27 protein-coding genes are annotated in these 24,098 nt (G+C 39.8%); 2 read left to right on the forward strand and 25 right to left on the reverse strand.

All coding sequences use genetic code 11. The features are described from left to right. Nucleotides 1-74 precede the first annotated feature (74 nt). The 22 genes from F3G98_RS06885 to F3G98_RS06990 all read right to left on the reverse strand — a co-directional run bounded on the left by F3G98_RS06885 (nt 75) and on the right by F3G98_RS06990 (nt 18,611). Entirely contained in the window at nt 75-287 is a 213-nt protein-coding gene (locus tag F3G98_RS06885) for a DUF4006 family protein (RefSeq protein ID WP_021084770.1), read from the reverse strand. Then, entirely contained in the window at nt 287-1,150 is an 864-nt protein-coding gene (locus tag F3G98_RS06890; protein ID WP_103567774.1) for a cbb3-type cytochrome c oxidase N-terminal domain-containing protein, read from the reverse strand. The genes F3G98_RS06885 and F3G98_RS06890 overlap by 1 nt, the downstream gene beginning before the upstream one ends. Then, on the reverse strand, nt 1,138-1,350 hold the full coding sequence (locus tag F3G98_RS06895; RefSeq protein WP_103558641.1) for a cytochrome c oxidase, cbb3-type, CcoQ subunit: 213 nt from the start codon (nt 1,348-1,350) through the stop codon (nt 1,138-1,140). The genes F3G98_RS06890 and F3G98_RS06895 overlap by 13 nt, the downstream gene beginning before the upstream one ends. A 9-nt stretch (nt 1,351-1,359) precedes the next feature. Next, on the reverse strand, nt 1,360-2,025 hold the full coding sequence (gene ccoO / locus F3G98_RS06900; protein WP_103558642.1) for a cytochrome-c oxidase, cbb3-type subunit II: 666 nt from the start codon (nt 2,023-2,025) through the stop codon (nt 1,360-1,362). After that, a complete protein-coding gene (ccoN, locus tag F3G98_RS06905) occupies nt 2,025-3,515 on the reverse strand; it encodes a cytochrome-c oxidase, cbb3-type subunit I (RefSeq protein WP_021084787.1) in 1,491 nt (496 codons plus the stop codon). The genes ccoO and ccoN overlap by 1 nt, the downstream gene beginning before the upstream one ends. 92 nt (nt 3,516-3,607) lie before the next feature. Then, complete coding sequence (locus F3G98_RS06910) at nt 3,608-4,291, reverse strand: response regulator transcription factor (protein WP_012001191.1); 684 nt, start codon at nt 4,289-4,291, stop codon at nt 3,608-3,610. Continuing rightward, entirely contained in the window at nt 4,284-5,024 is a 741-nt protein-coding gene (locus tag F3G98_RS06915) for a sensor histidine kinase (protein WP_149725934.1), read from the reverse strand. The genes F3G98_RS06910 and F3G98_RS06915 overlap by 8 nt, the downstream gene beginning before the upstream one ends. Then, a complete protein-coding gene (locus F3G98_RS06920) occupies nt 5,017-5,682 on the reverse strand; it encodes a sulfite exporter TauE/SafE family protein (protein WP_149725935.1) in 666 nt (221 codons plus the stop codon). Before F3G98_RS06920 ends, F3G98_RS06915 begins: the two co-directional genes overlap by 8 nt. Beyond that, entirely contained in the window at nt 5,682-6,800 is a 1,119-nt protein-coding gene (carA, locus tag F3G98_RS06925; protein ID WP_149725936.1) for a glutamine-hydrolyzing carbamoyl-phosphate synthase small subunit, read from the reverse strand. The genes F3G98_RS06920 and carA overlap by 1 nt, the downstream gene beginning before the upstream one ends. Continuing rightward, nucleotides 6,800-7,351: a DUF507 family protein gene (locus tag F3G98_RS06930; protein WP_012001188.1), complete on the reverse strand. Its 552-nt coding sequence runs from the start codon at nt 7,349-7,351 to the stop codon at nt 6,800-6,802. The genes carA and F3G98_RS06930 overlap by 1 nt, the downstream gene beginning before the upstream one ends. Nucleotides 7,352-7,400: 49 nt before the next feature. Beyond that, nucleotides 7,401-7,841: an isoleucyl-tRNA synthetase gene (locus F3G98_RS06935; RefSeq protein WP_103570630.1), complete on the reverse strand. Its 441-nt coding sequence runs from the start codon at nt 7,839-7,841 to the stop codon at nt 7,401-7,403. Nucleotides 7,842-8,090: 249 nt separating this feature from the next. After that, nucleotides 8,091-8,951 carry a formate/nitrite transporter family protein gene (locus F3G98_RS06940; RefSeq protein WP_035142401.1) on the reverse strand — a complete coding sequence of 287 codons (861 nt, stop codon included), beginning with the start codon at nt 8,949-8,951 and terminating at the stop codon, nt 8,091-8,093. A 184-nt stretch (nt 8,952-9,135) separates the two neighbouring features. Continuing rightward, nucleotides 9,136-9,582, reverse strand: a complete 447-nt coding sequence (locus F3G98_RS06945) for a hydrogenase 3 maturation endopeptidase HyCI (protein WP_021087517.1) — start codon at nt 9,580-9,582, stop codon at nt 9,136-9,138. Continuing rightward, a complete protein-coding gene (locus F3G98_RS06950; RefSeq protein WP_002939326.1) occupies nt 9,582-9,926 on the reverse strand; it encodes a formate hydrogenlyase maturation HycH family protein in 345 nt (114 codons plus the stop codon). Before F3G98_RS06950 ends, F3G98_RS06945 begins: the two co-directional genes overlap by 1 nt. Continuing rightward, nucleotides 9,923-10,747, reverse strand: coding sequence for an NADH-quinone oxidoreductase subunit B family protein (locus tag F3G98_RS06955; protein ID WP_103567767.1), 825 nt, complete (start codon nt 10,745-10,747; stop codon nt 9,923-9,925). The genes F3G98_RS06950 and F3G98_RS06955 overlap by 4 nt, the downstream gene beginning before the upstream one ends. Further along, nucleotides 10,744-11,283, reverse strand: a complete 540-nt coding sequence (locus tag F3G98_RS06960) for a formate hydrogenlyase complex iron-sulfur subunit (protein ID WP_002939210.1) — start codon at nt 11,281-11,283, stop codon at nt 10,744-10,746. Before F3G98_RS06960 ends, F3G98_RS06955 begins: the two co-directional genes overlap by 4 nt. Further along, nucleotides 11,280-13,016: a hydrogenase large subunit gene (locus tag F3G98_RS06965; RefSeq protein ID WP_009294856.1), complete on the reverse strand. Its 1,737-nt coding sequence runs from the start codon at nt 13,014-13,016 to the stop codon at nt 11,280-11,282. Before F3G98_RS06965 ends, F3G98_RS06960 begins: the two co-directional genes overlap by 4 nt. Next, nucleotides 13,013-14,494 carry a hydrogenase 4 subunit F gene (locus tag F3G98_RS06970; protein ID WP_021089381.1) on the reverse strand — a complete coding sequence of 494 codons (1,482 nt, stop codon included), beginning with the start codon at nt 14,492-14,494 and terminating at the stop codon, nt 13,013-13,015. Before F3G98_RS06970 ends, F3G98_RS06965 begins: the two co-directional genes overlap by 4 nt. A gap of 2 nt (nt 14,495-14,496) precedes the next feature. Continuing rightward, the gene (gene hyfE / locus F3G98_RS06975; protein WP_012001181.1) at nt 14,497-15,141 is read right to left on the reverse strand and encodes a hydrogenase 4 membrane subunit; all 645 of its coding nucleotides are present in this window, start codon (nt 15,139-15,141) and stop codon (nt 14,497-14,499) included. Nucleotide 15,142: 1 nt separating this feature from the next. Further along, nucleotides 15,143-16,063, reverse strand: coding sequence for a respiratory chain complex I subunit 1 family protein (locus tag F3G98_RS06980; protein WP_002939300.1), 921 nt, complete (start codon nt 16,061-16,063; stop codon nt 15,143-15,145). Between the two features lie 9 nt (nt 16,064-16,072). Continuing rightward, a complete protein-coding gene (locus tag F3G98_RS06985) occupies nt 16,073-18,040 on the reverse strand; it encodes a proton-conducting transporter transmembrane domain-containing protein (protein ID WP_012001180.1) in 1,968 nt (655 codons plus the stop codon). Nucleotide 18,041: 1 nt separating this feature from the next. Continuing rightward, nucleotides 18,042-18,611 (reverse strand): 4Fe-4S dicluster domain-containing protein, encoded by a 570-nt coding sequence (locus tag F3G98_RS06990; protein ID WP_009294859.1) that lies wholly within the window; start codon nt 18,609-18,611, stop codon nt 18,042-18,044. A gap of 416 nt (nt 18,612-19,027) precedes the next feature. On the opposite strand from F3G98_RS06990, the gene F3G98_RS06995 reads away from it, so the two are divergent. Continuing rightward, nucleotides 19,028-20,113: an MBL fold metallo-hydrolase gene (locus tag F3G98_RS06995; protein ID WP_103608514.1), complete on the forward strand. Its 1,086-nt coding sequence runs from the start codon at nt 19,028-19,030 to the stop codon at nt 20,111-20,113. Nucleotides 20,114-20,157: 44 nt separating this feature from the next. Continuing rightward, nucleotides 20,158-20,445 carry a hypothetical protein gene (locus F3G98_RS07000; RefSeq protein ID WP_087581727.1) on the forward strand — a complete coding sequence of 96 codons (288 nt, stop codon included), beginning with the start codon at nt 20,158-20,160 and terminating at the stop codon, nt 20,443-20,445. Between the two features lie 647 nt (nt 20,446-21,092). Here the strand turns inward: F3G98_RS07000 and F3G98_RS07005 are convergent. Genes F3G98_RS07005 through petA form a run of 3 tightly spaced genes read right to left on the reverse strand, consistent with a single transcriptional unit; the run spans nt 21,093 to nt 23,894 of the window. Further along, nucleotides 21,093-22,133, reverse strand: a complete 1,041-nt coding sequence (locus F3G98_RS07005) for a c-type cytochrome (protein ID WP_103608513.1) — start codon at nt 22,131-22,133, stop codon at nt 21,093-21,095. Nucleotides 22,134-22,135: 2 nt separating this feature from the next. Next, nucleotides 22,136-23,380: a cytochrome b gene (locus F3G98_RS07010; protein WP_103572049.1), complete on the reverse strand. Its 1,245-nt coding sequence runs from the start codon at nt 23,378-23,380 to the stop codon at nt 22,136-22,138. Between the two features lie 10 nt (nt 23,381-23,390). Beyond that, the gene (petA, locus tag F3G98_RS07015; protein ID WP_002939267.1) at nt 23,391-23,894 is read right to left on the reverse strand and encodes a ubiquinol-cytochrome c reductase iron-sulfur subunit; all 504 of its coding nucleotides are present in this window, start codon (nt 23,892-23,894) and stop codon (nt 23,391-23,393) included. Between the last annotated feature and the right edge of the window lie 204 nt (nt 23,895-24,098).

A 24,098-nucleotide genomic window follows, 5' to 3' on the forward strand; every position in this document is an offset into this window, starting at 1 on the left:
TACTGACCAGGCACAAATGGCACCTGCGACGACTATTAGCAGGATAATGGCTTTTTCTATTATGCCTAGCATCGCTACTCCTTTACAATGACGTGTTTAGCGTTATCTACGCTCTTCATCTCGATGCTAGCTGCATCTTTTAGTGAGTAAGGCTTAGTTGCGACCTCTTTTTGCAAGCCGATGCCAACGTATGTAAGCACCGCTAGGATAGAGAGCAAAAGCACCACCGCTATTAAAAATCCGCTAATGCCGTTTAAGGCAAAGATATTTCTATTTTTATTTTCCATTATTCGCCCTTTGATAGCGATATGACGTACTCGCCAACTGCGCTTTGCTGTATCTCATTTAGCCTGCCATCATTAAATTTAGGCATAGTACCGATCGCTCCTTTTTTGCCGCGATTTAGCACATCAGCCACAAAGCTAGCCGAGCCATATTTGCTAAGATCAACTGACATACCATCCATACCCTTGCCATCTTCGCCGTGACACGCCGCACATGCAGCGTAAAGCTCTTTGCCAGTTGCTACTAAATTTTCATTTTTTGTGCTTTTTATCGCGCTTATCTCTTTAGCTACGTATGCTGCGATCGCCTTTGCGCCATCAGCGTCAGCTAAACCTGCTGGCATCTCGCCCATAGGATACTCAAGCCCTTTTGAGCCATTAAGTATAGTCTCAACTATGCCTTTTTCGCTACCCCAAATTTGTAAATTTGCAGCCTTGCCGCCTATGCCATCGCCTGTGATGCCGTGACATGCTGAGCACTGCACGAGATAGATGCTCTCGCCCATAGCGTGAAGCGTCTCTTTGCTTGGATTTGCATACTCTTTTTCAAATTTAGCGTTTGCTTCTTTGACCTCTTTGTTGTACTCGCCGATTTGTGAGTAAGAATTTAAAGGATAGCCTAGCAAATAGTACCAAACCGCCCAAACTAGCGCTAGCAAGAAGACGACCGCCCAGCCAAGTGGGACAGGGTTTTTGTACTCACCTATGCCGTCCCAGTTATGCTCGCTAAGCTCAACACTCTCATCTTTTTTAACCTTCATCTGCCCCACGTACCTGCCAGCCACAACGATGGTAAGCACGATGATTAGAGCCGCTCCTATAAGAGCTAGTAAATTTACATTATCTTCTAAATTTAGCCATTGCATACGCTCTCCTTTGTAGTCTTACGCTCTAAAATTTCGCCACCGATCTCATCGTTAAGCGCTAGTTTTGAATACTTCTCGTAGTTTCTTCTACCAGTTTTTTCGCTCTTATAAAGATGAAAAAAGTAGGCATACAAAGTGATCGCCAAAAATGCTGTCAAGAAAAAATAGCCATAAGCTTGAAACTCTCTAATGTTTTCCATCTTACGCTCCTACTTTAGGCTATTTAGATAAGCAATCAGTGCTACGATCTGGCGAATTTCACCTTTTGCAAATGCACTTTTTACCTGCTCATCTTTCATATTTTCAACGATAGCTGCAGCCTCGGCCTTGACGTTAGCATTTGTCTGCTCTAGCGTGCCAAGTGCTGGCATATCCTTTTCGTCATAAGGCGTGTTAAAAACCTTTTTAACCGTTAGCGCTTCAGCGTAAGCAGTCTCGATATCAGCATTTTTCTTAAATAAAAATGGATATGCTGGCATGATCGAGCCTGGCACTACTGAGGCTGGATTTAGCATGTGATTTTCATGCCAGTCAGTCGTTCTATAGTTGCCCACACGCATAAGATCAGGTCCCGTTCTTTTTGAGCCCCAAAGGTGCGGACGATCATATGCAAATTCGCCACTTAGCGAATACATACCGTATCTATCAGTCTCAGCTTTAAACGGACGGATCATTTGAGAGTGGCAAGTGTTGCAGCCATTTTGCATATAGATGTTTTTACCAGCTAGCTCTAAGACGGTGTAAGGCTTTGTGCCCTCAAGCGGTCTAGCTCTGTTTGCAAAGTCTGGCAAAATTTCAACTATGCCAGCGTAAGCGATGACGACAAATACACAAACTGCAAAAAAGAATGGATTTTTTTCTAACCAAGCAAACATCACATCACCTCCGCACTAGCTTTTGCCCCGCCGCCCATTGGCGAAGCGCTTTTTGGCTCTGCTAAGATAGCTTTAGCAGAAGTTGATTTGTAGATATTATAAGCAAACATCAAGAAGCCAACTAGATAAAGAAGTCCGCCAATAGCCCTTATATAGTAGTATGGGATAAGCACAACTACCGTGTCTATGAACGAGTAGAGTAAATTTCCGTAGCTATCAGTCGCTCTCCACATCATACCTTGTGTGATGCCAGCGATCCACATAGAGGCAAAGTATAAGACGATACCTGTTGTTTGTATCCAGAACTGAGCTTCCATTAGCGACTTTGAGTAAATTTCACGCTTAAATACACGCGGCGTCATATGATAAAGTGCCGCCATGATCATAAAGCCAACCCAGCCAAGCGCGCCGTCGTGAACGTGTCCTGGTACCCAGTCAGTAAAGTGTGCTAGGGCATTTACAGACTTTATAGAAAGTATAGGGCCTTCTAGTGTTGAGAACATATAAAATGTCGAAGCTAGAACCATAAATTTAATAAGCGGACTCTCTCTAAGCTGCGCCCACTCGCCCTTCATCGTAAGAAGGATATTTATCGCCGAACCCCATGAAGGCAGGATCAAAACGATAGAAAAAACTGAACCCATAGTCTGCATCCAATCAGGCGTAGCAGAGTATATGAGGTGGTGTCCGCCAGCCCAAAGGTAGATAAACATCAGACCCCAAAATGAAAATAGCGATAATTTATATGAAAATATCGGCTGACCGCTCTCTTTTGGCAAGAAATAATAAATTTGAGCGATGATAGCCACTGTAAAAACGAATGCAACCGCGTTGTGACCGTACCACCACTGAACCAAAGCGTCGTTTGAGCCAGCGTACATAGATACAGAGTGTAACCATGAGCCATATCCGCTAACAAGTCTTGTTGGAACTTCCATATTGTTAAATAGATATAGCATCGCAACGCCTAAAAATGTAGCGATGTAGTACCAAACTGAGATGTAAAGTGTCTTTTCGCGGCGGATACCAATAAGGCCAAATATACTAACACCCCAAAGCACCCAAACAACAACCACTGCGATATCTAGTGGCCACTCAAGCTCGGCGTACTCCTTAGCTGTGCTCTCGCCCATAAAAAGCGTAACAACAGCCAAAACCATAACAAGCATATATAGCCAAAAGTGAAGCTTGCCGATAAACATCAAAAATGGCGACTCGCTCATCGAGACCTTTAAAACACGCTGTCCGATGTAGTACCAAGTGGCAAAGATACCTGAGAGCATGAAGCCAAAAATGATGCCGTTAGTATGAAGAGGACGCAACCTCCCAAACGCCGAATATTCGCCGGCTATGTAGTTAAGCTCTGGACAGGCCATTTGAAAAGCTATAACTACGCCAACAACCATGCCTATGATACCAAAGAGTATCGTGGCAAACATAAATAGCTTTGCTACACTATAATCATAGTGTAGTAGCTGAGATGGTCGCATAAAATATCCTCCTAGTTAAATTTATATTAATGATTCGTTATTTTAAAATATAAGGACTATAAAAAAACTTAATTAATATAAATTCTCATCAACTAGGAAAGTCTTCTGTCTATTTTGTAACCAAGTCCTGGGACATTTTTTATAAAGTTGTTACCAACTTTGTCTCTAACACGCTTAACAAAGGTTCTAATAGCTGCCTCAGTCACACTCTCGCCAACCCAAACGACGCTTTTGATCTCATCATGAAGCACGAGCGTACCAAGTCTTTTTATCAAAAGTGAGATAAATGCAAGCTCTTTTTTAGTAAGTGAAATTTCAACACCGTCTCTGATAAGTACGCGCTTAATTTTGTTAAAGCTATATCCGTTTGCAACTTGGATGATGTTTGCAGTTTCTATCTTGCTTTTTGCGACATTTTCTATCGTTTTTAAAAGATCATCTGCCATAATAGGTTTTATGAGATACTTATCAACACCAACATCGATCGCCTTTAACAAAGTCTCTTTTTCGCTATGCGCACTTAGGACGATGACAGGTGTGTCTTTAGAAATTTCTTTGATATATCTTGTCATATCAAGTCCATCACTAATTGGCATAAATACATCTGTAATTACCATATTTGGGTTGTATTTTTTAAATTTTTTCAAACCTTCATCGCCATTTTGAGCAGTAAAAACTTTCTCAAAATTGTCACTTAGCACATCGTGCATGATCTTTTTGCTGTCGCTATCGTCTTCGACAAGCAAAACCGTTAGGTTCTTTAAAATTTTATTCATCTATCTCTCCTTTGTGTGGTAACTTTATTAAAAAACAGGCTCCATTATCGCTGTTGCCCGCTGTTATTTCTGCGTTAAATTGATCGATTATTTGCTTTGACATATAAAGTCCTAAGCCAGTGCCTTTACTATCTTCTTTGGTGGTAAAATATGGCTTAAATATCTCATCTATCACATTTTTATCTATGCCACCACCGTTATCTTCTACGCTTAGGTAAGCAAATTTTTCATCGCTATCAATCTTTATTTTTATATTTTTATCTTCTATCTTTTGTAAATTTAGTGCGTCTTTTGCGTTATTTAGTAAATTTATGATGACTTGCATGAGCCTGTTTTTGTGACCATAAATTTTAGAATCGCCTAGCACTTCAAGCTCTATACGAATGCCATCTTTTTTCATCACGCCTTTTACGATCTGTATCGATGCTCTAGCTGCGTCTGCTAGGCTAAATTCTTGAGAAAGAGTGTTTGGATTTAAAAATGAGCTAAACTCATCAGTAGTTTCTGACATATACTTTATGATCTGCATAGCCCTCTCATAAGAGCCGATAAATTCGTTATCTTTGCTACCAGCGAGCTTTTTCATCTTATATAAAACTAAGCTTAGCTCATTTAGTGGCTGCTTCCACTGGTGAGTTATATTTGCCATCATCTCGCCCATCATCGCGAGCTTAGCAATCCTCATACCATCGCTACTTGATAGAAAATTTTCATCTAAATTTAAACTAGGCATTTGCTCTATATCCTAAAAATGATAGATAAAGTCCGTTTAAGATCATTATGCAAGCTGAGAGCTTAAACATGATCTCTTTAAATTTCTCTCTTAGTAAGCCAAAAACAAAGCTAGCTAGCAACATCGCTGGTAAGGTGCAAAGCCCAAAGATAAGCATTATCAGGGATGCGTCAGCCACATTTGCGCTTAAAATTCCAAGCGCTAAGAAATAATAGACCACTCCACAAGGAAGCAGTCCATTTAAAAAGCCAAGTAGCAAGAAATTTGCTAAATTTTTATTGTTTAGCCTATCTTTTGCCATTTTTACAACAAATTTAAGTGCTTTTTCATTTTCTACAAATTTTAAAAGCTCACCCCTAAAAAGTAAGGCAATACCGATAAATGCGATCACTAAGCCAACTATAAAAAATATAACGCCTCTTGCTTGCATACCAAAACTAATGGCTGCTCCAAAAGCGCCAAACAGTGCTCCCAAAGCCACATAAGCAAAAATTCTAGCCATGTTATAAAGCGTGCTTAGCATTAAAATTTTACTCTTACTTTTGCCTTTAAAAAATAGAGCTTGCAAGCCCAAAAACCCGCTACACATGCCAACACAATGACTAAAGCTGCTCATAAAAGCAACCGCGATGATCGTGTAGAGGCTTATATCTTGCATTATAAAATTTCTAAAAACTGCTTAAATATATACTTGCTCTCAGTAGGGCCACTGCTTGCTTCTGGGTGATGTTGCACCGAGAAGATCGGATAGTCCTTGTATCTTACGCCCTCGATCGTGTTATCAAACAAATTTCTATGTGTCACAACCGCTACTTCAGCTATGCTCTCTGGTACGTTGTAGTTGTGATTTTGCGTTGTTATCTCGATCGCTTTTGTCTCTAAATTTAAGACTGGATGATTTGCTCCGTGCTGACCAAATTTAAGTTTATATGTCTCGTATCCAAAGGCATTTGAAAGCAGCTGGTGACCAAGGCAGATGCCAAATATCGGGATCCTTGCCTCTATCATCTTTTTGATCTCGGCGATCTCAGCCTTTAAATTCTTTGGCTCACCTGGACCATTTGATAAAAATACCCCGTTTATCTCGCCATTTTTAAATTTTTCTATCAAAACCTCAGCCTTAGTATCGTGTGGCACTACGATGACCTCAAGGCCAGTTTCGCATAGCTCATTTAGGATATTTCTCTTTACACCAAAGTCAAAAACAGCTATCTTTTTACCGATACTTTTTAGCGGTTTATATGATTTTAAATTTCTGTCCCAAGCGCCTTTTTTATGCTCGTACTCATCCATTGCGCTCACTGTTTTTACATAGTTTATATTTTCTATGCGTCCGCTACTTTCGAGCCTGCGTTTTAGCTCATCTTTGTCGCTTATCTGTGTTGAGATGTATGCCATCAAAGCGCCCTCATCTCGTAGCATCTTTGTTAGATATCTAGTATCAACGTCATAAACACCAAATTTGCCCTGCTCTTCGAAAAATTTGCCTAAAGACTTTTGCGAGCGGTAGTTTGACGGAGTCTTGTTGTAGCTTCTCATTATTACACCACTTGCGTGAATTCTAAGGCTCTCCATATCATCTTCGTTTATGCCAACGATGCCGATCTCTGGCATAGTAAAAACGATAAACTGACCAGCATAGCTTGGATCGCTCATGATCTCCTCATAGCCAGTCATAGAGGTATTAAAAACGAGCTCGCCTGCACACTCGCCGTGAGCACCAAAGGCCTTTGCCTCTAAAAAAACGCCGTTTTCAATGTAGATATAAGCTTTCATTAAAGCATTCCTCTTTTTTTAAGCTCATCTTGATATAAACGCTCAAAAATCAAGTCGTATTCATCAGTTCCTGGGATAAGTTTGCGTTTGTAGTTTTGCATCATCTCATAGACGCTATCTTCTATCTTCTCATAGCTCTTTAGATACTCATCTATCGAGCCATATATCACGTTTTTTACGCGGTTTTCAGATACGCTATAATCAACCAACCCGCTCTTCCAAATAGTTTCAAGTATCTTGTGGGCGACATTGCTAAATCTATCTTCATGAGTTAAAATGACGTCAAATTCGCCAGCAAGTTTCTTTTTAACGAGCCAAAACATATTTTTGCGGTCGATTTGCATCGTTTGCATCTCGTCCTCGTTTTTCTCTAAAAGCTCATTTACTCGCTCGTCTAGCGCTCTTTCTTTTTGAACGTCGGTAGTTAAAATTTCACTTGCTTTTGCTACGATTGGCTCAATACCTTTGTTTAACTTTACAAAACCACAGTTTAAAAGATCTATTGCTATTTTATGTGAGACATAAGGTACGTGTGGAAGTTTTATACGCATTTTAAACCTTTAAATTTTTATGCCATTGTAACTAAATAAAGGTAAAACTTTACTTTGAAATTTTAACGACTTTATCATTGTCACTTCTTAGAAAATAAATTTCTCTTCGTCCGTCATAAAGGACTTTGCCGCTTATTTTCTGCTCGTTTTGTAAATTTGAAGATAGATCCATCTCAAGTGGCTTACTCATAAAATAAGCCTCGCCCAAGTTTCGTCCAAAATCAGGATACCAACTAAGTGCGCAAAGCAGGAGCAGGAGCAGATAAAAGGCTCTAAAAATTTTCCTAAATGGCGCGTAAAAGAAACAATATCCAAATATAAAAAACACAGGTAAAAGCCACAAAAAAGGCACATTATCTACAAAAATCACATTGAAATACTCATTTATGCCATAAAATGAAAAGTAGTTGTTGTAAATTCCAACAAATAGCGTAAAAATAGGAGCAAGAACAAATATAATGCCAGTAAAAAATGCATTGAAAAATTTCATAGACTCTCCTTTTTTCGTGGGATTATATTAAATTTTAGCTTTATTATTGCTCTAAATTTATTAGCCAAGATGTTTTAAACTCCAAGATGTCACAAATTTTCAAATAAGGGGGAGTTAAAACGATAAATTTAAGATGAGTGTGACATTTTTTAGATGAAAAATAAGAGATTTTTTTGAAACTTTTAAGGTAAAAAAGAGAAATTTGTAATTTAGCCTTTGCCATAAAAGCAAAGACTAAAAGGGAGTTTATTAAGCTTTTTTCTTCATATCAAATTTATTAGCCATGAAGCCAACAAGACCAACAAAGAAAAGACCACCGCAGATGTTGCCAAGTGTAACTGGAAGCAAGTTTTTGCTTAAGAAATTTGTCCAGTTGATGACATCTAGTTTATCAGCTGTAGTGTGAAGTAAAGCTGCTGCAGCGTTGATATCGCCACCACTTGCTGCTATATAATGAGCTTTAGAGATGATAGCTTCAGTGATGATGAACATATTTGCAACGCAGTGCTCCATTGAGCAAGCAACGAATGCACCGATCATCCACATAATGGCAAAGAATTTACCAGATAGGTTGCTCTCGCTTGTCGCAGTCCAAATAGACATACAAACAAAGACGTTACAAAAGATACCACGAAGAAATAGCTCATGAAATGGTGCTGTGATCTTGCCAATAGCTGCTGGCACGAAGTGTTGCAAGATGTAGCCGTCATACTTTAGTGGCAAACCAGAGTAGTAATACATATAAGCGATCAATGCACCGCCAACGAAGTTAAATATCCAAACAATTACCCAGTAGCTTATGGTTTTACCAAGTGGCAATTTGCCCTCATACGCACTAACACCACTTAAAACAGAGCTAGTAAATAGGTGACCGCCATAAAATACAACCATCATGAGGCCGCAGCTAAATGTGATACCACCGATGAAGTTTGAAAGACCGATAGACTGTTTTTCAGCCATACCAACTGTTGAGTGAGCCCAGAAAATATCACCCATAGCAATAGCAGCTCCAGCCATGATAGCAAGAAATATAATGCTTACAAGTGGTGTATGAGCTTTATGCTCCATAGAACTTGAGACCGCTTGAGCGGTTTCTGCCGGATTTAACATCACGTCTCCTTTTTATTTAACCTTCTTTGATCTATAACAAATATAAAGCAAAGAAGCAGTGCCAAAGATAGAGATTTGGCGTTAAAATTTAATGTTTAAAGCTTGTTTTTACACTAAATTTCAAATCCAAAACGATCAAATTTATCTTTAGCAAACCCCAGACTAAATTTAGCACTTGCTAAATTTAACCAACTAAATTTTTATCAATCTCTACAATTCTTAAAAAGGCTTTTCTTGCACTTTTTTTAGCCTGCTCGCTTAGACCCTCTTCAAAATCAAGGACATTTTCAAGCAAGACGCTAATGCCAAGAAAAAGCGTCTTTGGGCAAATTTTACGCAAATAGCTTAAAAGTACCGGCGTTGGTAGGTTGTGGGTTGAGTAGATGTAGTCTCTATCGTCACTTAGATCAAAAAACTCTATCTTATCCTCATCAAAGCCGCTCATCGCATCGACTACTATCAAAATGTCAGGCGCAAATTCTCTAATAGCTGAAAATTCATTCTCAGGCACATCTTGCCCAAAAAAGACCTTCCACTCTTTTAGCTCAGTTTCTACGATGCGGCCGACTTCATTGCCAACATCATCATCACCACGCATAGGATTACCGATGCAAAGGATGGCCTTTTTCATCAAAAGTCCTTCCTAAGCACGATATATCCCTCTTTTAAATTTGCCAAAATTTCTTTAAGCTTACACTCACAAAGCTGTGGCAAGAGTCTAGCGATATGCTCAGCAAAAATTTCAACTTCAAAATACTTGCTTAAATTTCCGATCTTAAATTTCACATATTCGCCTGAGTTTTTGATCATCTCGTCAAATTCCTCATCGCTTAGCTCTAAGATCTTCTCGCTAAAATCAATCGTACCAACGCCGTGTCCCACGCAAGTGGAGAAAATTTTTATCTCCTTTAGCTCGCGTGGAAGCTTCTCGTTGTCGTCCATATGCCTTTTTGTAAGCTTATAAACTTGTATCATCTTTTACTCCAAACCTCACTATCAACATCAATCGCAAAATTTTTACCAGCTTTTGCATATTTTAGATAGACATCGTTGTGTAAAAGTGCCATGCACTCAGCATATCTAGGATCATCTTCTTTTTTGATAGCTGCTATAACCGCTTCACGTGCAAGCTCTGGGTTGTGGATATCGCTTGAAGCTTTGATAGCGTCCATATATTTTTCAAATAGTGTTCTACCAAAGATATAACTCATTAGCCTTTTACTTTCAGCATGCAAGTCACGTTCAAACAAGATATCGCCCATTACTGACTTCTTAACTGGAGGAGGTGTAGTGCTGTCATTTTCATAGCTTTTTTTGTGTAATTTTTGATCAATGATGCCAAGAGCCATACCTAGACCATAAATAACACTTGCTGGGTGTGGAGGGCAGCCTGGGATATAGACATCAACTGGTATGATCTTATCTATACCACCCCAAACGCTGTAAGCGTCATGGAAAATTCCGCCAGTACTTCCACAAGCACCAAAAGCAACTACGATCTTTGGATCTGGAGCTGCTTCATAAGCACGAAGAAGTGGGTAATACATCTGTCTTGTGACTGGTCCTGAGCAAAGCAAGATATCAGCGTGTCTTGGGTTTGCTACAAGCTTAAAGCCAAAGCGCTCTGGGTCCCACATCGGAGTGATAGCAGCGAAAATTTCGATCTCACAACCGTTGCAGCTTCCGCAGTCGATCCTATAAACGCTAAAGCTTCTTTTGATATTTTTTAAATGCTCTAGCTTTGCAGTTAGGTCATTTGCTGTTTTTATGTCCTCTGGGACTTGATATAGACTCATTTTATAGCCTCCTCAACGCCTTTTGTTAGCCTCTCAGCAGATTGATTTTTCTTGCACTCTGGGCAGATAAAAAGATACTCTTTTGCCTCTTCAAGTCTGCCTGGGAGTAAATTTGCTGTGCCAAGCTTTTCAAGGGTGAAATTTATAAGCCTTTTTGGCGTAAATGGTTTGCCGCAGCATTTGCAAGTTTGCATCTCAAGCTCGCCTCTTTGGATAAGAGCGCTCTTGTCAAATTTAACCGCAAGCTCAAAGCTATCGCTAAGTCTTACGGCTCCAGTTGGGCAAACCTCATCGCAGCGACCGCAGAATATGCAGCGACCGCAGTCAAACTGCCAAACAAGCCTTGTTTGCTCATCGTTCATCTTAAGCTCTATTGCGTTACTAGGGCAAGCGATACCGCAAGCTGCACAACCTATACAAAGATCGTACGTATAGTCTGGCTGACCGCGAAAATTCTCAGGCACAATATATGGCTCAAATGGATAGGCGTATGTCGCCTTTCCATATTTTTCTGTGATGTCAAATAACTTCATCATCTTAAATCCTTCTTACTAACCCCGCCATCTTGACAGAATTTTTTAAGGTCTTTTTCTGTTAAAATTTTACTTTTTTTAGTCCTTACATCAACCAAAGTAACACGCTCGGTGCATGAGTAGCAAGGGTCAAGTGAGCAAACGATAAGCGCAGCGTCACTTATGTTGTTTCCTCTAAATTGATACCTTAGGCTTGGCCAGTTGTTATATGTCGCAGCCCTACATCTCCAGCGATATACTTTTTGAGCGCTACCTTGCATGATCCAGTGAACGTTCTCACCACGTGGTGCTTCATCGTGACCAAGTGCGAAATTTTCTGGCTTGATCATAGTCACAGGATCGATCATGATCGGAGTTTGAGGCATCATCTCAAAGCATTGGCGGATGATGTGGATAGAGCTTTTTAGCTCTTTATACCTAACCATCTCACGAGCAAAAACGTCGCAACCATGCTCAACTGCTACTTCAAATTCTATCTGTTTGAAGAAGTCGTATGGGTGATCGTAGCGGTTATCACGTTTAAAGCCAGAGCCTCTCATATTTGGACCAACTGGACTAAAGTCACGTGCTATTTGACGGTCTAGGATACCTACACCTTTCCAGCGTCCGATTTGACGTTTGTCTTCCAAAACTGCATCCCAAATTTCTGAAATTTGAATGTCAAGTTTGTTGATGATCTCTAAGCCTTTTTTGATCTCATGGTTTGTCATATCACGTCTTAAGCCACCCATAACGACGTTGCCGTATGTTTTACGTCCGCCAGTTACAAGTTGAGCTAGCTCCATAGAGTACTCACGAACCCTAAAGATATGCATGAAAGCGTTGTAGTTACCAGTGACCTCACAAGCTAGACCTATATTTAAAAGGTGGCTGTGAAGACGCTCGATCTCAAGACAGATGACGCGTATAGCTTGAGCTCTTAGTGGGATTTCAAGCTTGATAGCTTTTTCTGCTGCTTCGATACAAGCGATAGCGTGAGCATAACCGCAAATTCCGCAAACACGCTCTGCAAGATAGCCCATTTGATCATAGTTCATTCTATTTTCAGCTAGCTTTTCCATACCGCGGTGTTGATAGAACAAGCGGTAGTCAGCGTCGATGATCTCGTCGCCGTCGCAGAAAAGTCTAAAGTGACCTGGCTCATCAGATGTAACGTGTAGTGGTCCAAGTGGCACATCAACTACTGCATCGCCTGTTGGGAACAAAAACTCCGCATCAGGCTCATCTCTGTGATCTACTGGATCAGGGCGGTAGCGGTAGTCCATAGCATCTTTTCTAAGTGGATGAAGTCCGTCTGGCCAGTCATCACTTAAAACTAGACGTCTTTTATCAGGCAGACCCTCAGCTACTAGACCAAACATATCATAAGCTTCTCTCTCATACCAAACACAAGCTGGTACAAGTGGAGTAACTGATGGGAATGTCGGATCGCTTCCTGGGATAAGGGTTTTAACTGTGATAAAGCACTTATCCTCAGCTGCAAAGTCGTCCGCCTCAGTCATCTTGCTACCTTCCATTGAGATAGCATAGTAAAGCGCATAGCAGCCATTTATCTGACGCTCGTCGTTTGGTATCATAGTGCTTATAAAGCCACCGATATCATAATAAAGTGTTTTAACAGCTAGTGGAAGATCGTTTCTATCAACCAAAACTGTGATCTGATCGTCTGCTTGACGAGTTACTTCTAAAATTTTTACCTTTGTTTTTAGGATTTCAACAAATTTATCGCCTCTCATTTTAAAGCTCCCATCATTATATTAACACCGTTATTTACTAGCGTATAAAAGCTATCTACGTGCCATACGCCAAAGATTATGATAAGGGCACAGAGTGCTATAAGAGGTAAATTTTCAAATAAACTCATCTCTTTATTATGAACAACCACACCTTTTGGCTCGCCAAAGCTTGCCATATTAAAGTGCGCAAAGTCAGCTATGAAAATAACTGCAAGTGCAATGGCAAATAGCGCAACTGCGATGTATTGACCACTTGTGATAGCTCCAACAAAGACGTTATATTCGCTAACAAATATAGCAAATGCTGGAACACCAACTAGTGAGCATACAGCTGCACCAAACATTATAGTTGTAATAGGTGCGATCTTAACCATGCCGCCCATCTTACTCATATCTTTGTGACCGTAAATTCTTGCTATATTACCTGTTGAGCAGAAAGCCAAAGCTTTTGTGAAGCTGTGAGCTAAGCAGTGGAATATCGCTGCAAATAGACCAAATTTACCGCCAACACCAAGTGCAAATGCGATAACACCCATGTGAACGATTGAGTGGTATGCAAACATTCTTTTTACGTTGTGTTGTCTTATTAGGAAAAATCCTGCTACAAAAAGTGTGATAGTTCCTGATACGATCATCACGCCTTCAACAAAGCTAAATCCAACTGCTTGAGCTGTGATAGCGTAGTATCTTAAAAGTGCAAGCATCGCACATTTTAAAAGTACGCCTGATAGCAATGCTGAGATAGGTGCTGGACCTTCAGCGTGAACGTCTGGCAACCAAGTGTGAGTTGGAGCAAGACCAGCTTTTGTACCAAAACCAATTAGCGCAAATACAAAGATAAGTTTTGCTGCATCTGGATTTAAATTTTTAGCGTTAGCCATTATGCTTGAAAACTGCATAGAAGCCTCTCCGTCTCCTAGTGTGCTATATGTAGCTGAGTATAGAAGAACGGTTGCATAAAGAGCAAATGCTAGACCGATTGAACAAAGAACAATGTATTTATAACCACTCTCTGTTGATTTTTGATCTTTGTGTATAGCAACCAAAAATACAGAAGCTAGTGTTGTAGCCTCGATAGCTGCCCACATAAACGCAACGTTGTTGCAGATAACGCTTAAAGTCATTGTAAAGATAAATACATGGCTTAGTGCGTAGTATTTTTTAAGATCGCTTAAGTGGATGTGTCCATCTTCAAGTTCCCATCTCATGTAATGGATAGAGTAGAAATTTACTATAAATCCAGTTACAGCGATAAGCACTAAGAAAACACAGCCTAAGCTATCTAAGAATAAAAATTTATCAAAACTATAAAAAGTTCCGCCACTTAAAACTTTAAGAACATTGTTAAGTAAAGCCACTGATGTCGCAGCAGAAAACAAGACATGAAGTCCGCTAAGTACTGCATAGTTTTTAGGACTTAAAAACAAGATCAAAGCACCAAGGAGCGGTATGATAAGTATTAAAGCTAAACTATCCATCTCTAACCCCTTAAATTTGAAGCTTTAGAAGTATCTAAGCTATCATAAGCTTTATAAAATCTAATCGCTAGAACGCTCATGATAATAACAGCAAATATCGCATCTGTTAAAATTCCAAGCTCAACTAGCTCATGTGAGTTGTAAGCCATTAGAGCGAGGCTTAGGTGGATACCGTTTTCAAACAAGCAGTAAGCTAGAATTTGTTTTATAAATGAGTTTCTTAGCATAAAGCCAAAAATTCCCATCATAAAGACTGTTCCAGCAGCGATCAACATGATCTCTTCTTTAATAAGAGAGAATTTTAAAAATATAGGGTGGATACTCATTGAAAGAGCTAGAGAAAATCCCATAGCAATAACAGGACTTACAAAAAATCCACCAACTGGCTCATCTTCGCTAACTACGCCAAGTTTTTTGATAAGCCAGAACAAAATTCCTGGCACGAAAAGAACTTTGGTAAAAAACGCAACGATCGCCCAAGTTTTTAGCTGCTCAGCGTTAAATTTCTCAGATAGCAAGAAAAATATACTAACTAAAAGTAGTGTCTCTATCGCATAAGCGATGATTGAGAGTTTCAAGCTTCTAAGACCAAAAACCGCAAGCGAAGTTACGATCATGCAAATGGCTAATATATCTAGTGTTTGCATCTCACGCTCCTACTACATAAAGTGTTAGTGCAACAAACGAAATAGCAAGTGCACCAAGAGCATTTTTGCGTAAAGATGAAGTCATTTTAAAGCGTGGTCCAAAGTTGTCTATAAATACAGCTGCGACGTAAAATACTCCAGTTTTTATCACAAAAACGATAATAGCTAAGAAAGGATTGCTAAAATTCCATGGCTCAAATATGCTTAGGAAAAGTCCGATCATAGCAAACTGTTTTAATATAAGTGATGCTTGAACTAGGCCAAGGTCGCTACCAGCATACTCACCAAGAACACCCTCTTGAAGCTCTTGTTCTGCTTCAGCTAAGTCAAATGGCTTTCTACCAGTCTCAACATACATACACCACAAAAATGCGATAGAAGCAACGGCAAAACTTGGAATTTGATATCCGATAACGCCAGTTCTTACCATCTCTTGGATCTCAACTAAATTTGATGTTTTAGCTGCAAGCATAACCACGATTAAGCACATAATCATAACTGGCTCAACATAAACACCAAGCATTTGCTCCCTGCCGCCACCTGTTGCTGCAAATGGGTTGCCGCTATCCATTGAAGCTGCACCAAATACAAATCTAAGTAGCGCACCAAGATAGAGGATAACAAATATATCTGAGTAAGCTCCAAATACGGTGTCTTTGCTATAAGTGATAGGTATAGCAGCTAGCACTGCAGCTGAAGTTGCAAAAAGGAAAAATGGAGCCCATCTAAATACCCAGTGAGAGCACTCAGGGACGGTTCTTCCTCTTCTAAAAAGCTTTATAATGTCGCGATATGTTTGAAAGAAATCGCTACCTTGTTTTGATTGAAGTTTAGCTCTAAGTTTTCTTGCCATACCATCAAACAAAGGAGCTACCAAAACGATAACGACTACTTGAAATATCATTAAAAGTATAGTTTGCATTTTCGTCTCCTAAACTAAAAAGTAGCTCACAGCAAGTATGACACAAAGATATAGCAAGATATAAAGTGTATATACATTTGTATAACCACTTTGAACGATACCTAGCTTATCAGCAAATTTCACACACCATTTAATGACTGGCTCATAAAACATTCCCCACCAAATATCTTTTGGATGGTTGTGATACTCAACCGCGTCAAAATAATTTCTAGTAACTACTTTTTTATCAGCTCTAAATAGCCATTGCATAATCTTTCTAAGGTCGCCAGTGAATGGACCACCTGTCATTTGCATACGTGAGCTATATTTAAAGCCACAAGCCCAAGGATCAGTTTCGCGTGGTTTATCTCTGTTTGCTTTCATAACAGCAAGGATGATAAATGGCAAAATCATAGTCGCACATAGAACCAAAGCGATAAGTGGAGTTGAGATCATGCTGCCCATAGGTGAAGTTACGTTTATAGCACCAAGGCTAGCTTTATAGTCACTTATAGCGATGGAATTTACAGCTTGCATGATGTAATCAACTATGTAATTTGCGCCAAGACCAAAGCCAACGCAGCCTATCATTAGGATGATCATACCAAGAACCATACCTATCGGACTCTCTTTAGCATTTTCCCAAATTTTTTGATCTCTTGGAGTACCTGCAAAGATAACAGCGTAAAGTTTAAGGTGCATACCAACCAAAACGCCTGTTAGCGCAAGAGCTACGACGCCAAGTGTAAATGCATATCTAACTAATGTTCCTTCTCCCATTGCACCTTGAAGCATACCTTGATATGTAAACCACTCTGAAACAAAGCCATTTACTGGAGGTAAAGCTGCGATACCCATGATACCTATAAACATACCAAGGCTTGTCCATGGCATCTTTTTAGCAAGACCACCAAGGATGTCCATATTTTGTGTATGAGTAGCGTGGATAACTGAACCAGCGCAAAGGAAAAGCAGACCTTTAAATATAGCGTGGTTAACTACGTGGTAGCAACCTGCTAGAAAACCTACTGCTGCAAGTGTTAAATTTCCAGCTGCAACGCCGTAGATACCAGTACCAAGACCTAGCAAGATAATGCCTATGTTCTCAACTGAGTGGTAAGCAAGCAAGGCTTTGAAGTCGTGTTGGCAAAGAGCGTATAAAACACCAAATAGTGAGCTAGCTGCACCAAGAGCGAGTATTGTAAGACCAAAATATGTGCTAAGTGGTAGATAAAGTGTAAATTTAACTAGTGTAAATAGAGCAACTTTGATCATAACGCCTGACATAAGGGCTGAAACGTTTGATGGTGCTGCTGGGTGAGCTTGTGGAAGCCAAACGTGGAATGGCCACATACCAGCCTTACTACCAAAGCCAACCAAGAATAGTATAAATACAGCAGCAGAAGCGCCAAATGGCATCTTAACACCCATAAATGCGCTAAATTCAAAGCTTCCTGCGTAGTAAGCTGTGATAAGCAGGCCACAGGTTATACAAAATGCACCGATTTGTGCGATACCAAGATATACCATAACCGCTTTAAGTGTATTTTTACCGTCATTGACGATGATAAGAAATGATGATACAAGAGTCATAAGCTCCCATAAAACAACAAAGCAAAATACATTATCAGCGCTTATTACTAGAAGCATTGAAAGGATAAATGTGTTAAACAAACATGCAAACACACCAACGTTTGCTTTTTTGATGTACTCTTCTGCATAGCTCATACCATAAACACTACTTGCAAATCCGATGAAAACAACGACAAAACTGAAGAAATTTCCAAGTGGATTTAGCGCAAATTTTGGCGAATACAAAAAGCCATCCATAAGAGCAAAGCTATCACTTACTCCCATATTTGCAACGAAGTGACACATCGCATAAAAGCAGCTTATAGCACTTAGTCCAAAACCAACTTTAACAGCGGCTTTTGGAGCGCAGTAGAGCAAGATACTAACGACGGCACTTACAAGAAATAGCATATAAACCGTAGTCATCTTATGCTCCTTGTCCGTTTAAAATTTTAGTAGCAAATTTATTCGCTGCATCGTAGTCTATCCTCTTGCCAAGCTTATGTTTGCCCTCTTCTGGATCTACCATTATAAGAGCGCTTGTTGGGCATACATCAACGCAAGCTGGTCCATTTTCACGGCCAAAGCACATATCACATTTTACTGCGATGTTTTTTGCGCCTGATTGTGACTCTACTTCAAGATAGTATTTTGGCTCGACAGCGTAATTTACTGAAGGCATAAGCTCTGCACTTGAGCTTATCGCACCATAAGGGCAAGCGATCGTGCACATCTTGCAACCTATACAAATTTCCTCGTGAAGCTCGATGCAATTATCGTTAAATCGCAACGCTCCAGTTGGGCACACATTTGCGCAAGGGCCATCGTCGCATTGTCTGCACTGAGTCGGCATAACACCGCTAGCTTCTCTTAAGACGCTTAGCCTTGCACGTGATAGTTTGCCGCGTTCATAAGCACTTTTAAAACATGCAGCCATACAGGTCGCACATCCTATGCAGCGTTTAGAATCGGCAATCACAAATTTATGTTTTTTCATAAATTCCTCCTAAAAAACAAGGCAAGACCGCCCTGCTCACTAATAGAGTGATTGTTAATCACATGAATAGAGATAGTTAAATTTCTATTTAACATCTCAAACGCTCCTTCCTGAATTTTTGGAACAATTCTATAACTTCTGGCGATTAAATTCCGTCAGCTATCTGACAAATTTTGTATTTTTGAAATTAAATTTTTATTTTATATTAGTTTAAGATATGCTATTAAACAGCGTTATTATCGTGTGATTAATCAAAAAAGATTAATATTTCATAACGAATAATTAGTAAAAAGAGTAAAATTATCTTAATTAAGTTTAAACTTAAAAATTAGTTTTTTAAGCTTGGGTTAATTAAATGAAACTGAAATTTAAAAATTTAAAATATAATCCAACCTTTAAATTTAAAAGGGTTATTGATGGAAATTTTTACAGTCATAGTTTTATTTATCGCTTCAGTTTTTGCTTTTATGAAATTTGCCCCTGTTTTTGGCGGCAGACCAGATGTCAAGAGCAAAAAGCTAATAGAGGCTTCGCCAAATTTTAACGGCAAAGTTTTTATAAATTTAGAGCCGACGATTGATATGGTAAAGAAAAATCCGCAAGCGTCTATGTTAAATTACGTCCCTCAAGCACTCTTTCCACCAAAAGGCAAGCTACCAACTAAGCCTTTGCCAAATTTAAAATTTGACGCAAATGCCCTCAAAAATGGCGAGTTTATCTGGCTTGGGCACGTTAGCCTAATCTGCAAGCTTGATGGCAAAACCATCGTCACAGACCCAGTTTTGCACCGAGCATTTCCTCTCCCACTTGGCGGCAAGCCCTTTGCCTACGAGCACGCCATCACCGCCAGCGACTACCCAGAGGTGATCGACATCACCCTCATCTCGCACGACCACTACGACCATCTTGACCATAAAACAATCCTTGAGCTAAAGGATAGGATAGCCAAATTTCTAGTGCCGCTTGGTGTCAAAGCCCACCTTGTAAAATGGGGCGTGAATGAAGGCAAAATTTACGAGTTTGACTGGTTTAATGAGCAAAAGATAGGAAATTTAAACTTTACTTTTTGCCCCTCAAGGCACTTTAGCGGGCGCACATTTAAAAGAAATACCACACTTTGGGGCGGCTGGGCGGTAGAGGAGGCTGGCTTTAGTTTTTATTTTAGTGGAGACGGCGGATATGGCAAGCATTTTAAGATGATAAATGAGAAATTTGGCGGATTTGATCTAGTTTTTATAGAAAATGGCGCTTACAGCGACGGCTGGCCCTACGTGCACATGAAGCCAGAAGAGTCAGCGCAAGCGCTAAAAGATCTTGAAGCTAAGCTTGGCGTGCCGGTGCATTGGGGTAAATTTGATCTTTCTTATCACACCTGGGATGAGCCGATCAAGCGTTTTGAAAAGGCAGCGACAAAACTTGAGCTAAACTACGCAACACCTATGATCGGAGAGGTTTTCACCGCGCATAATCCACCTAGAAAAAAGTGGTGGGATGAAATTTAGGAATAAAATTTGCTCTAAATTTTAAAATCCAAAAGGAAGTGCAGATGAAAATTTCTGAAAATTTATCAAATTTAAAAAATGCCATCGACAAGGCTGCAAAAAACGACCTTGATGCAAGCGCTACTGGAAGCTTTTTACAAAATTTAGAAAAAGCGAACAAAGAGACAGAAAAGATCTACGAGAAGCTTGAGAAAGAGCTAAAGAGCGACGCGCAGATGTTTAAGCAGTTTGACTTCATGCAGATGATGACAAAGCTTCAATACGGCAACCTAAAATCAAGCGAGCGCGAAGAGCTGATAAACAAAATGAGCAAAATCGCTAAAGAAATTTAGCTGTTTAGTGTGGCTTTACGGCGAGCTAAATTTGGCTGTTTTGCGTAAATTTATGTGGTTTTTTGCTGAGTAAATTTGCTAGAAAATACAAATTTACTCGCTTAGTGGCTGTTAATATCCTCACATTTGCCACATCTTTTGTTAAGCACATCTTTTCTTACAAACTGCACGTATAATGCCATTAATGCGCAAAATTCCAGCAAACTTTAAAATTTCATGAACGAGTAATTTCGGCTCTAAAATTTGAGCTAAGCGATAAGCGAAGCCAAATTTTAGTAGTCAACTCTTGCGAGTGAATGGAATTTTAAAATTTGCAAAAAGATTGACGAAATTTACAAATTTGTTTTATCCAAAGGGGCTTAAATTGCGTAAGTCGCCCCCTTATTATCCCCCTTTATATCCCCCAATCCCTTAACACGCTCAAAGTGCATGCGATAGCACTATCGTGCCGCATGCGTTAAAAGCTCTGACAAATTTTAAAATTTCATGAGCGAGTAATTTTAGTAGTCAATTCTTACGAGTGAATGAGATTTTAAAATTTGCAAAGACAGCTTGATTAAATTTATAAAAGAATAAATTTAAAGAATACCTATTTATATATGTAAATTTACTAGAGAGAATTTAAGAGCCAAAAAGGCTCTTAAATTTTAGTGGAGTTCGCTCCAGACTTTGCGTTTCCAAAGCCAAGCAAAAATTCCTAAGATGAAGAAGTAGATCATGACATAAAGTCCTGTGCTCTCGCGCTCAGCCTTTTTGCTGTCGCCTACTTTTTCTATGTAAGATACTATGTCGTCTTCAGCAGCTTTATTTAAGCCAACTCTAGGCATCGCAGTGCCTGGAAGCATCTTTTGAGTATCGTTTATAAATTTATGCAAGTAGTCAGCACCTTTTGAGCGGATCATCATAGATAGATCAGGTGGGTTTGAGCCCATATATGCTGCTAGGCTTACTTTGTTGCTAAGAGTATATTTTTTGTCATACTTCATATCGTGGCATCTTTGACATGCGTCAGCAAAAACCTTTTCTTCAGTGATCTTGCTCTTTGCATCCGCCTCAGCTGATACTTTTTTAAGATAAGCAACTATGTCAGCGATCTCAGCGTTTATATCGCCGCCAGCACCCATAAATGCAGTCATCGGATAAGGATGCTCGTCGTTAAATTTATGAGATAGTTTTACAGCCATAGTTGGATTTTTGATGAGTGCAGCCAAAAATCTCTCGTCATAAATTTTACCAGCTGTGCTAAGATCTGGTGGCACTACGCCAAAGCTTTGGCTAGCTGTCTCAGCGTCCATGCTAGCTGGCATACCAGCTGCTTCGATGCCGTGACATCCTGTACATCCAGCTGCGCCAAATGTCTCAGCGCCTTTTGCAGCGTCACCTTTTGCAAGGTCGATCGAATTTATATCAGCCCAAAAAGCTGTGTAGTCATCAAGAATTTTTTGTGCTGTCTCAACATCTTTTGTAGCTGCCTCTATGCTAGCTTTGTTGCCGCTAGCTTTTGCGGCCTCAAGCGCCTCTTTTTTCTGCTCTAAAAAGTGCTTTGCATAGTCAGTATCTTCTTTTGAGAAGTTGTACTCAGCATTTGCAGTGTGCGGATGAAGCTTTGTGTGAGCGTAAGGCTCGATACCCCAGTATAAAATACCTGAAAGGATAACAACGATGGCAAAAATTTTAAGCTCTTTCATGATTAGCCCCTTTTTCTTTCAAGTATTGTGATAACTGGAAGTGCGATTATAAATAGCACTAAAAATAGCAGTGAAGCATAAAATCCTATCCAGTCGTTGATGCCGCCTGTTGGGAGCTTGCCATATATAGATAATACGATAAGGTCTGCAACTAGCACCCAAAACCATACGAAAAATAGTGGTCTTTTGTGAGCTGGAGCTACAAGGTCGCTTCTATCAAAAAGTGGTATAAGCATAAACGCAACACCTGCAAAGGCAAATGCGATAAGTCCGATGTTATAAGCTGAAATTCCAGCTATATCAAAGAAGAAGCCACGTAAAATTTCATATTGCCACAAGAAGTACCACTCTGGGTAGATGTGTGGTGGAGTTTTTAGCGGATTTGCTGGCTCAAAGTTGATAGGATCCATCGCAAAGTTGAAGTGATAGCAAACAAGATATATGACAAAGATCATGAAAAATGATACATACATAAAGTCTTTTGCCAAAAATCCTGGCCAAAATGGTATAACTTTAGCTTTTGCTCTGTCACCATGCAAGTACTCTTGCGCCTCTACGTCAAAGTCGATATCTTCACTTGTTAGGTTATTTACGTGAGGAACTCTTAATGAGTAGAAGTGGATAACCAAAACAACGATAGTTACAAGTGGTAGCAAGCAGACGTGAAGCATGAAAAATCTAGTAAGTGTTGAGTCACCAACTGCGTAGTCACCCCTGATCCACTCAACCAAAGCATCGCCGATAACTGGCACACCACCAAAAAGCTGAGTGATAACAGTCGCCGCCCAGTAGCTCATCTGACCCCATGGGAGCATATAGCCGCTAAATGCCTCTGCCGAAAAGCAGATAAATAGCACCATACCGCTTACCCAAATGACCTCTCTGCCTCTTTTATATGAGCCGTAGTAAAGTCCAGTAAGCAAGTGGATATACATGATAAGAAATATCGTAGAAGCTGAAACTGCGTGGATATGACGCCACAGCCAGCCATACTCGACCTCTTGCATAATAGTGTAATTTACGCTGTCAAAGGCTAAATTTACATCTGGCTTGTAATACATCATAAGCAAATAGCCAGTGATGATCAAAAGCAAGAAAAGCGTCGTTAGGATAACGCCCATCGCCCAAAGGAAATTTATATTTTTTGGGATCCAGTATTCGCTAACTAGAACCTTCATAAGTTTTGTAAAAGCTAGGCGCTGGTCAAGCCAGTCAATAACGCCAGTTGATTTATGAGATAAAGACATCGCTAACCTCCTAAGCTTTAGCTACTAATTTTTCGTATTCTGGGCTTGTTTCGCCTAGAACTAGCTTGGTACCATCGATCTTAAACGGTGGGATATCAAGCGGTCTTGGTGGAGGTCCGTATGTCTGCACGCCATCAACGTTAAATTCGCCGCCATGACAGGCACAGACAAACATTTGCTTGCTCGCTTTATACTCAGGGATACATCCTAGGTGCGTGCAAAGTCCGATAAGAACTACATACCTCGCATCTCCAACGACTACATCTCTCTTGTCGTTTTTAGCCATATCTGGGCTTTTTTTGAGGATGAAAATAGGCTTTTTACGCCACTCAACCTGTCTCATCTCGCCATCTTTGATCGGGCTTAGATCGACAGTTGTAAAACCAGCAGCTTTTACGCTAGGGAGCGGATCCCAGGTCTTTTTCATGGCAACTAGTGACATCGCGCCACCAACAGCTGCCACGGCACCAAACGCAAGGCCGATAAAGCTTCGTCTTTCTTGCTTTACTGACATTAATTTCCTTTCTATAAATAAAATTTAAACGATTATACTCTCAAAAAATTAAAAAACTATAATCTCACAATATAGTTTGTAAAAATAAAGTGAATTTAAGCTTTTTTTACACCAAAATTTGAAATAAATTTATCTAAAAATGCCTGTATGTCATGACTTTTAGCTTTTTATAAAAGAGAAATTTAATCTAATGTCTAAACATTA

It is taken from the genome of Campylobacter concisus, from assembly GCF_902460895.1.
Taxonomy (GTDB): domain Bacteria; phylum Campylobacterota; class Campylobacteria; order Campylobacterales; family Campylobacteraceae; genus Campylobacter_A; species Campylobacter_A concisus_BC.

Bases quoted from the DNA above. Each gene is read 5' to 3' on its own strand.
- F3G98_RS06885 (WP_021084770.1), bottom strand. From the start codon at position 287: ATGGAAAATAAAAATAGAAATATCTTTGCCTTAAACGGCATTAGCGGA.
- F3G98_RS06890 (WP_103567774.1), bottom strand. From the start codon at position 1,150: ATGCAATGGCTAAATTTAGAAGATAATGTAAATTTACTAGCTCTTATA.
- F3G98_RS06895 (WP_103558641.1), bottom strand. From the start codon at position 1,350: ATGGAAAACATTAGAGAGTTTCAAGCTTATGGCTATTTTTTCTTGACA.
- ccoO (WP_103558642.1), bottom strand. From the start codon at position 2,025: ATGTTTGCTTGGTTAGAAAAAAATCCATTCTTTTTTGCAGTTTGTGTA.
- ccoN (WP_021084787.1), bottom strand. From the start codon at position 3,515: ATGCGACCATCTCAGCTACTACACTATGATTATAGTGTAGCAAAGCTA.
- F3G98_RS06910 (WP_012001191.1), bottom strand. From the start codon at position 4,291: ATGAATAAAATTTTAAAGAACCTAACGGTTTTGCTTGTCGAAGACGAT.
- F3G98_RS06915 (WP_149725934.1), bottom strand. From the start codon at position 5,024: ATGCCTAGTTTAAATTTAGATGAAAATTTTCTATCAAGTAGCGATGGT.
- F3G98_RS06920 (WP_149725935.1), bottom strand. From the start codon at position 5,682: ATGCAAGATATAAGCCTCTACACGATCATCGCGGTTGCTTTTATGAGC.
- carA (WP_149725936.1), bottom strand. From the start codon at position 6,800: ATGAAAGCTTATATCTACATTGAAAACGGCGTTTTTTTAGAGGCAAAG.
- F3G98_RS06930 (WP_012001188.1), bottom strand. From the start codon at position 7,351: ATGCGTATAAAACTTCCACACGTACCTTATGTCTCACATAAAATAGCA.
- F3G98_RS06935 (WP_103570630.1), bottom strand. From the start codon at position 7,841: ATGAAATTTTTCAATGCATTTTTTACTGGCATTATATTTGTTCTTGCT.
- F3G98_RS06940 (WP_035142401.1), bottom strand. From the start codon at position 8,951: ATGTTAAATCCGGCAGAAACCGCTCAAGCGGTCTCAAGTTCTATGGAG.
- F3G98_RS06945 (WP_021087517.1), bottom strand. From the start codon at position 9,582: ATGAAAAAGGCCATCCTTTGCATCGGTAATCCTATGCGTGGTGATGAT.
- F3G98_RS06950 (WP_002939326.1), bottom strand. From the start codon at position 9,926: ATGATACAAGTTTATAAGCTTACAAAAAGGCATATGGACGACAACGAG.
- F3G98_RS06955 (WP_103567767.1), bottom strand. From the start codon at position 10,747: ATGAGTCTATATCAAGTCCCAGAGGACATAAAAACAGCAAATGACCTA.
- F3G98_RS06960 (WP_002939210.1), bottom strand. From the start codon at position 11,283: ATGATGAAGTTATTTGACATCACAGAAAAATATGGAAAGGCGACATAC.
- F3G98_RS06965 (WP_009294856.1), bottom strand. From the start codon at position 13,016: ATGAGAGGCGATAAATTTGTTGAAATCCTAAAAACAAAGGTAAAAATT.
- F3G98_RS06970 (WP_021089381.1), bottom strand. From the start codon at position 14,494: ATGGATAGTTTAGCTTTAATACTTATCATACCGCTCCTTGGTGCTTTG.
- hyfE (WP_012001181.1), bottom strand. From the start codon at position 15,141: ATGCAAACACTAGATATATTAGCCATTTGCATGATCGTAACTTCGCTT.
- F3G98_RS06980 (WP_002939300.1), bottom strand. From the start codon at position 16,063: ATGCAAACTATACTTTTAATGATATTTCAAGTAGTCGTTATCGTTTTG.
- F3G98_RS06985 (WP_012001180.1), bottom strand. From the start codon at position 18,040: ATGACTACGGTTTATATGCTATTTCTTGTAAGTGCCGTCGTTAGTATC.
- F3G98_RS06990 (WP_009294859.1), bottom strand. From the start codon at position 18,611: ATGAAAAAACATAAATTTGTGATTGCCGATTCTAAACGCTGCATAGGA.
- F3G98_RS06995 (WP_103608514.1), top strand. From the start codon at position 19,028: ATGGAAATTTTTACAGTCATAGTTTTATTTATCGCTTCAGTTTTTGCT.
- F3G98_RS07000 (WP_087581727.1), top strand. From the start codon at position 20,158: ATGAAAATTTCTGAAAATTTATCAAATTTAAAAAATGCCATCGACAAG.
- F3G98_RS07005 (WP_103608513.1), bottom strand. From the start codon at position 22,133: ATGAAAGAGCTTAAAATTTTTGCCATCGTTGTTATCCTTTCAGGTATT.
- F3G98_RS07010 (WP_103572049.1), bottom strand. From the start codon at position 23,380: ATGTCTTTATCTCATAAATCAACTGGCGTTATTGACTGGCTTGACCAG.
- petA (WP_002939267.1), bottom strand. From the start codon at position 23,894: ATGTCAGTAAAGCAAGAAAGACGAAGCTTTATCGGCCTTGCGTTTGGT.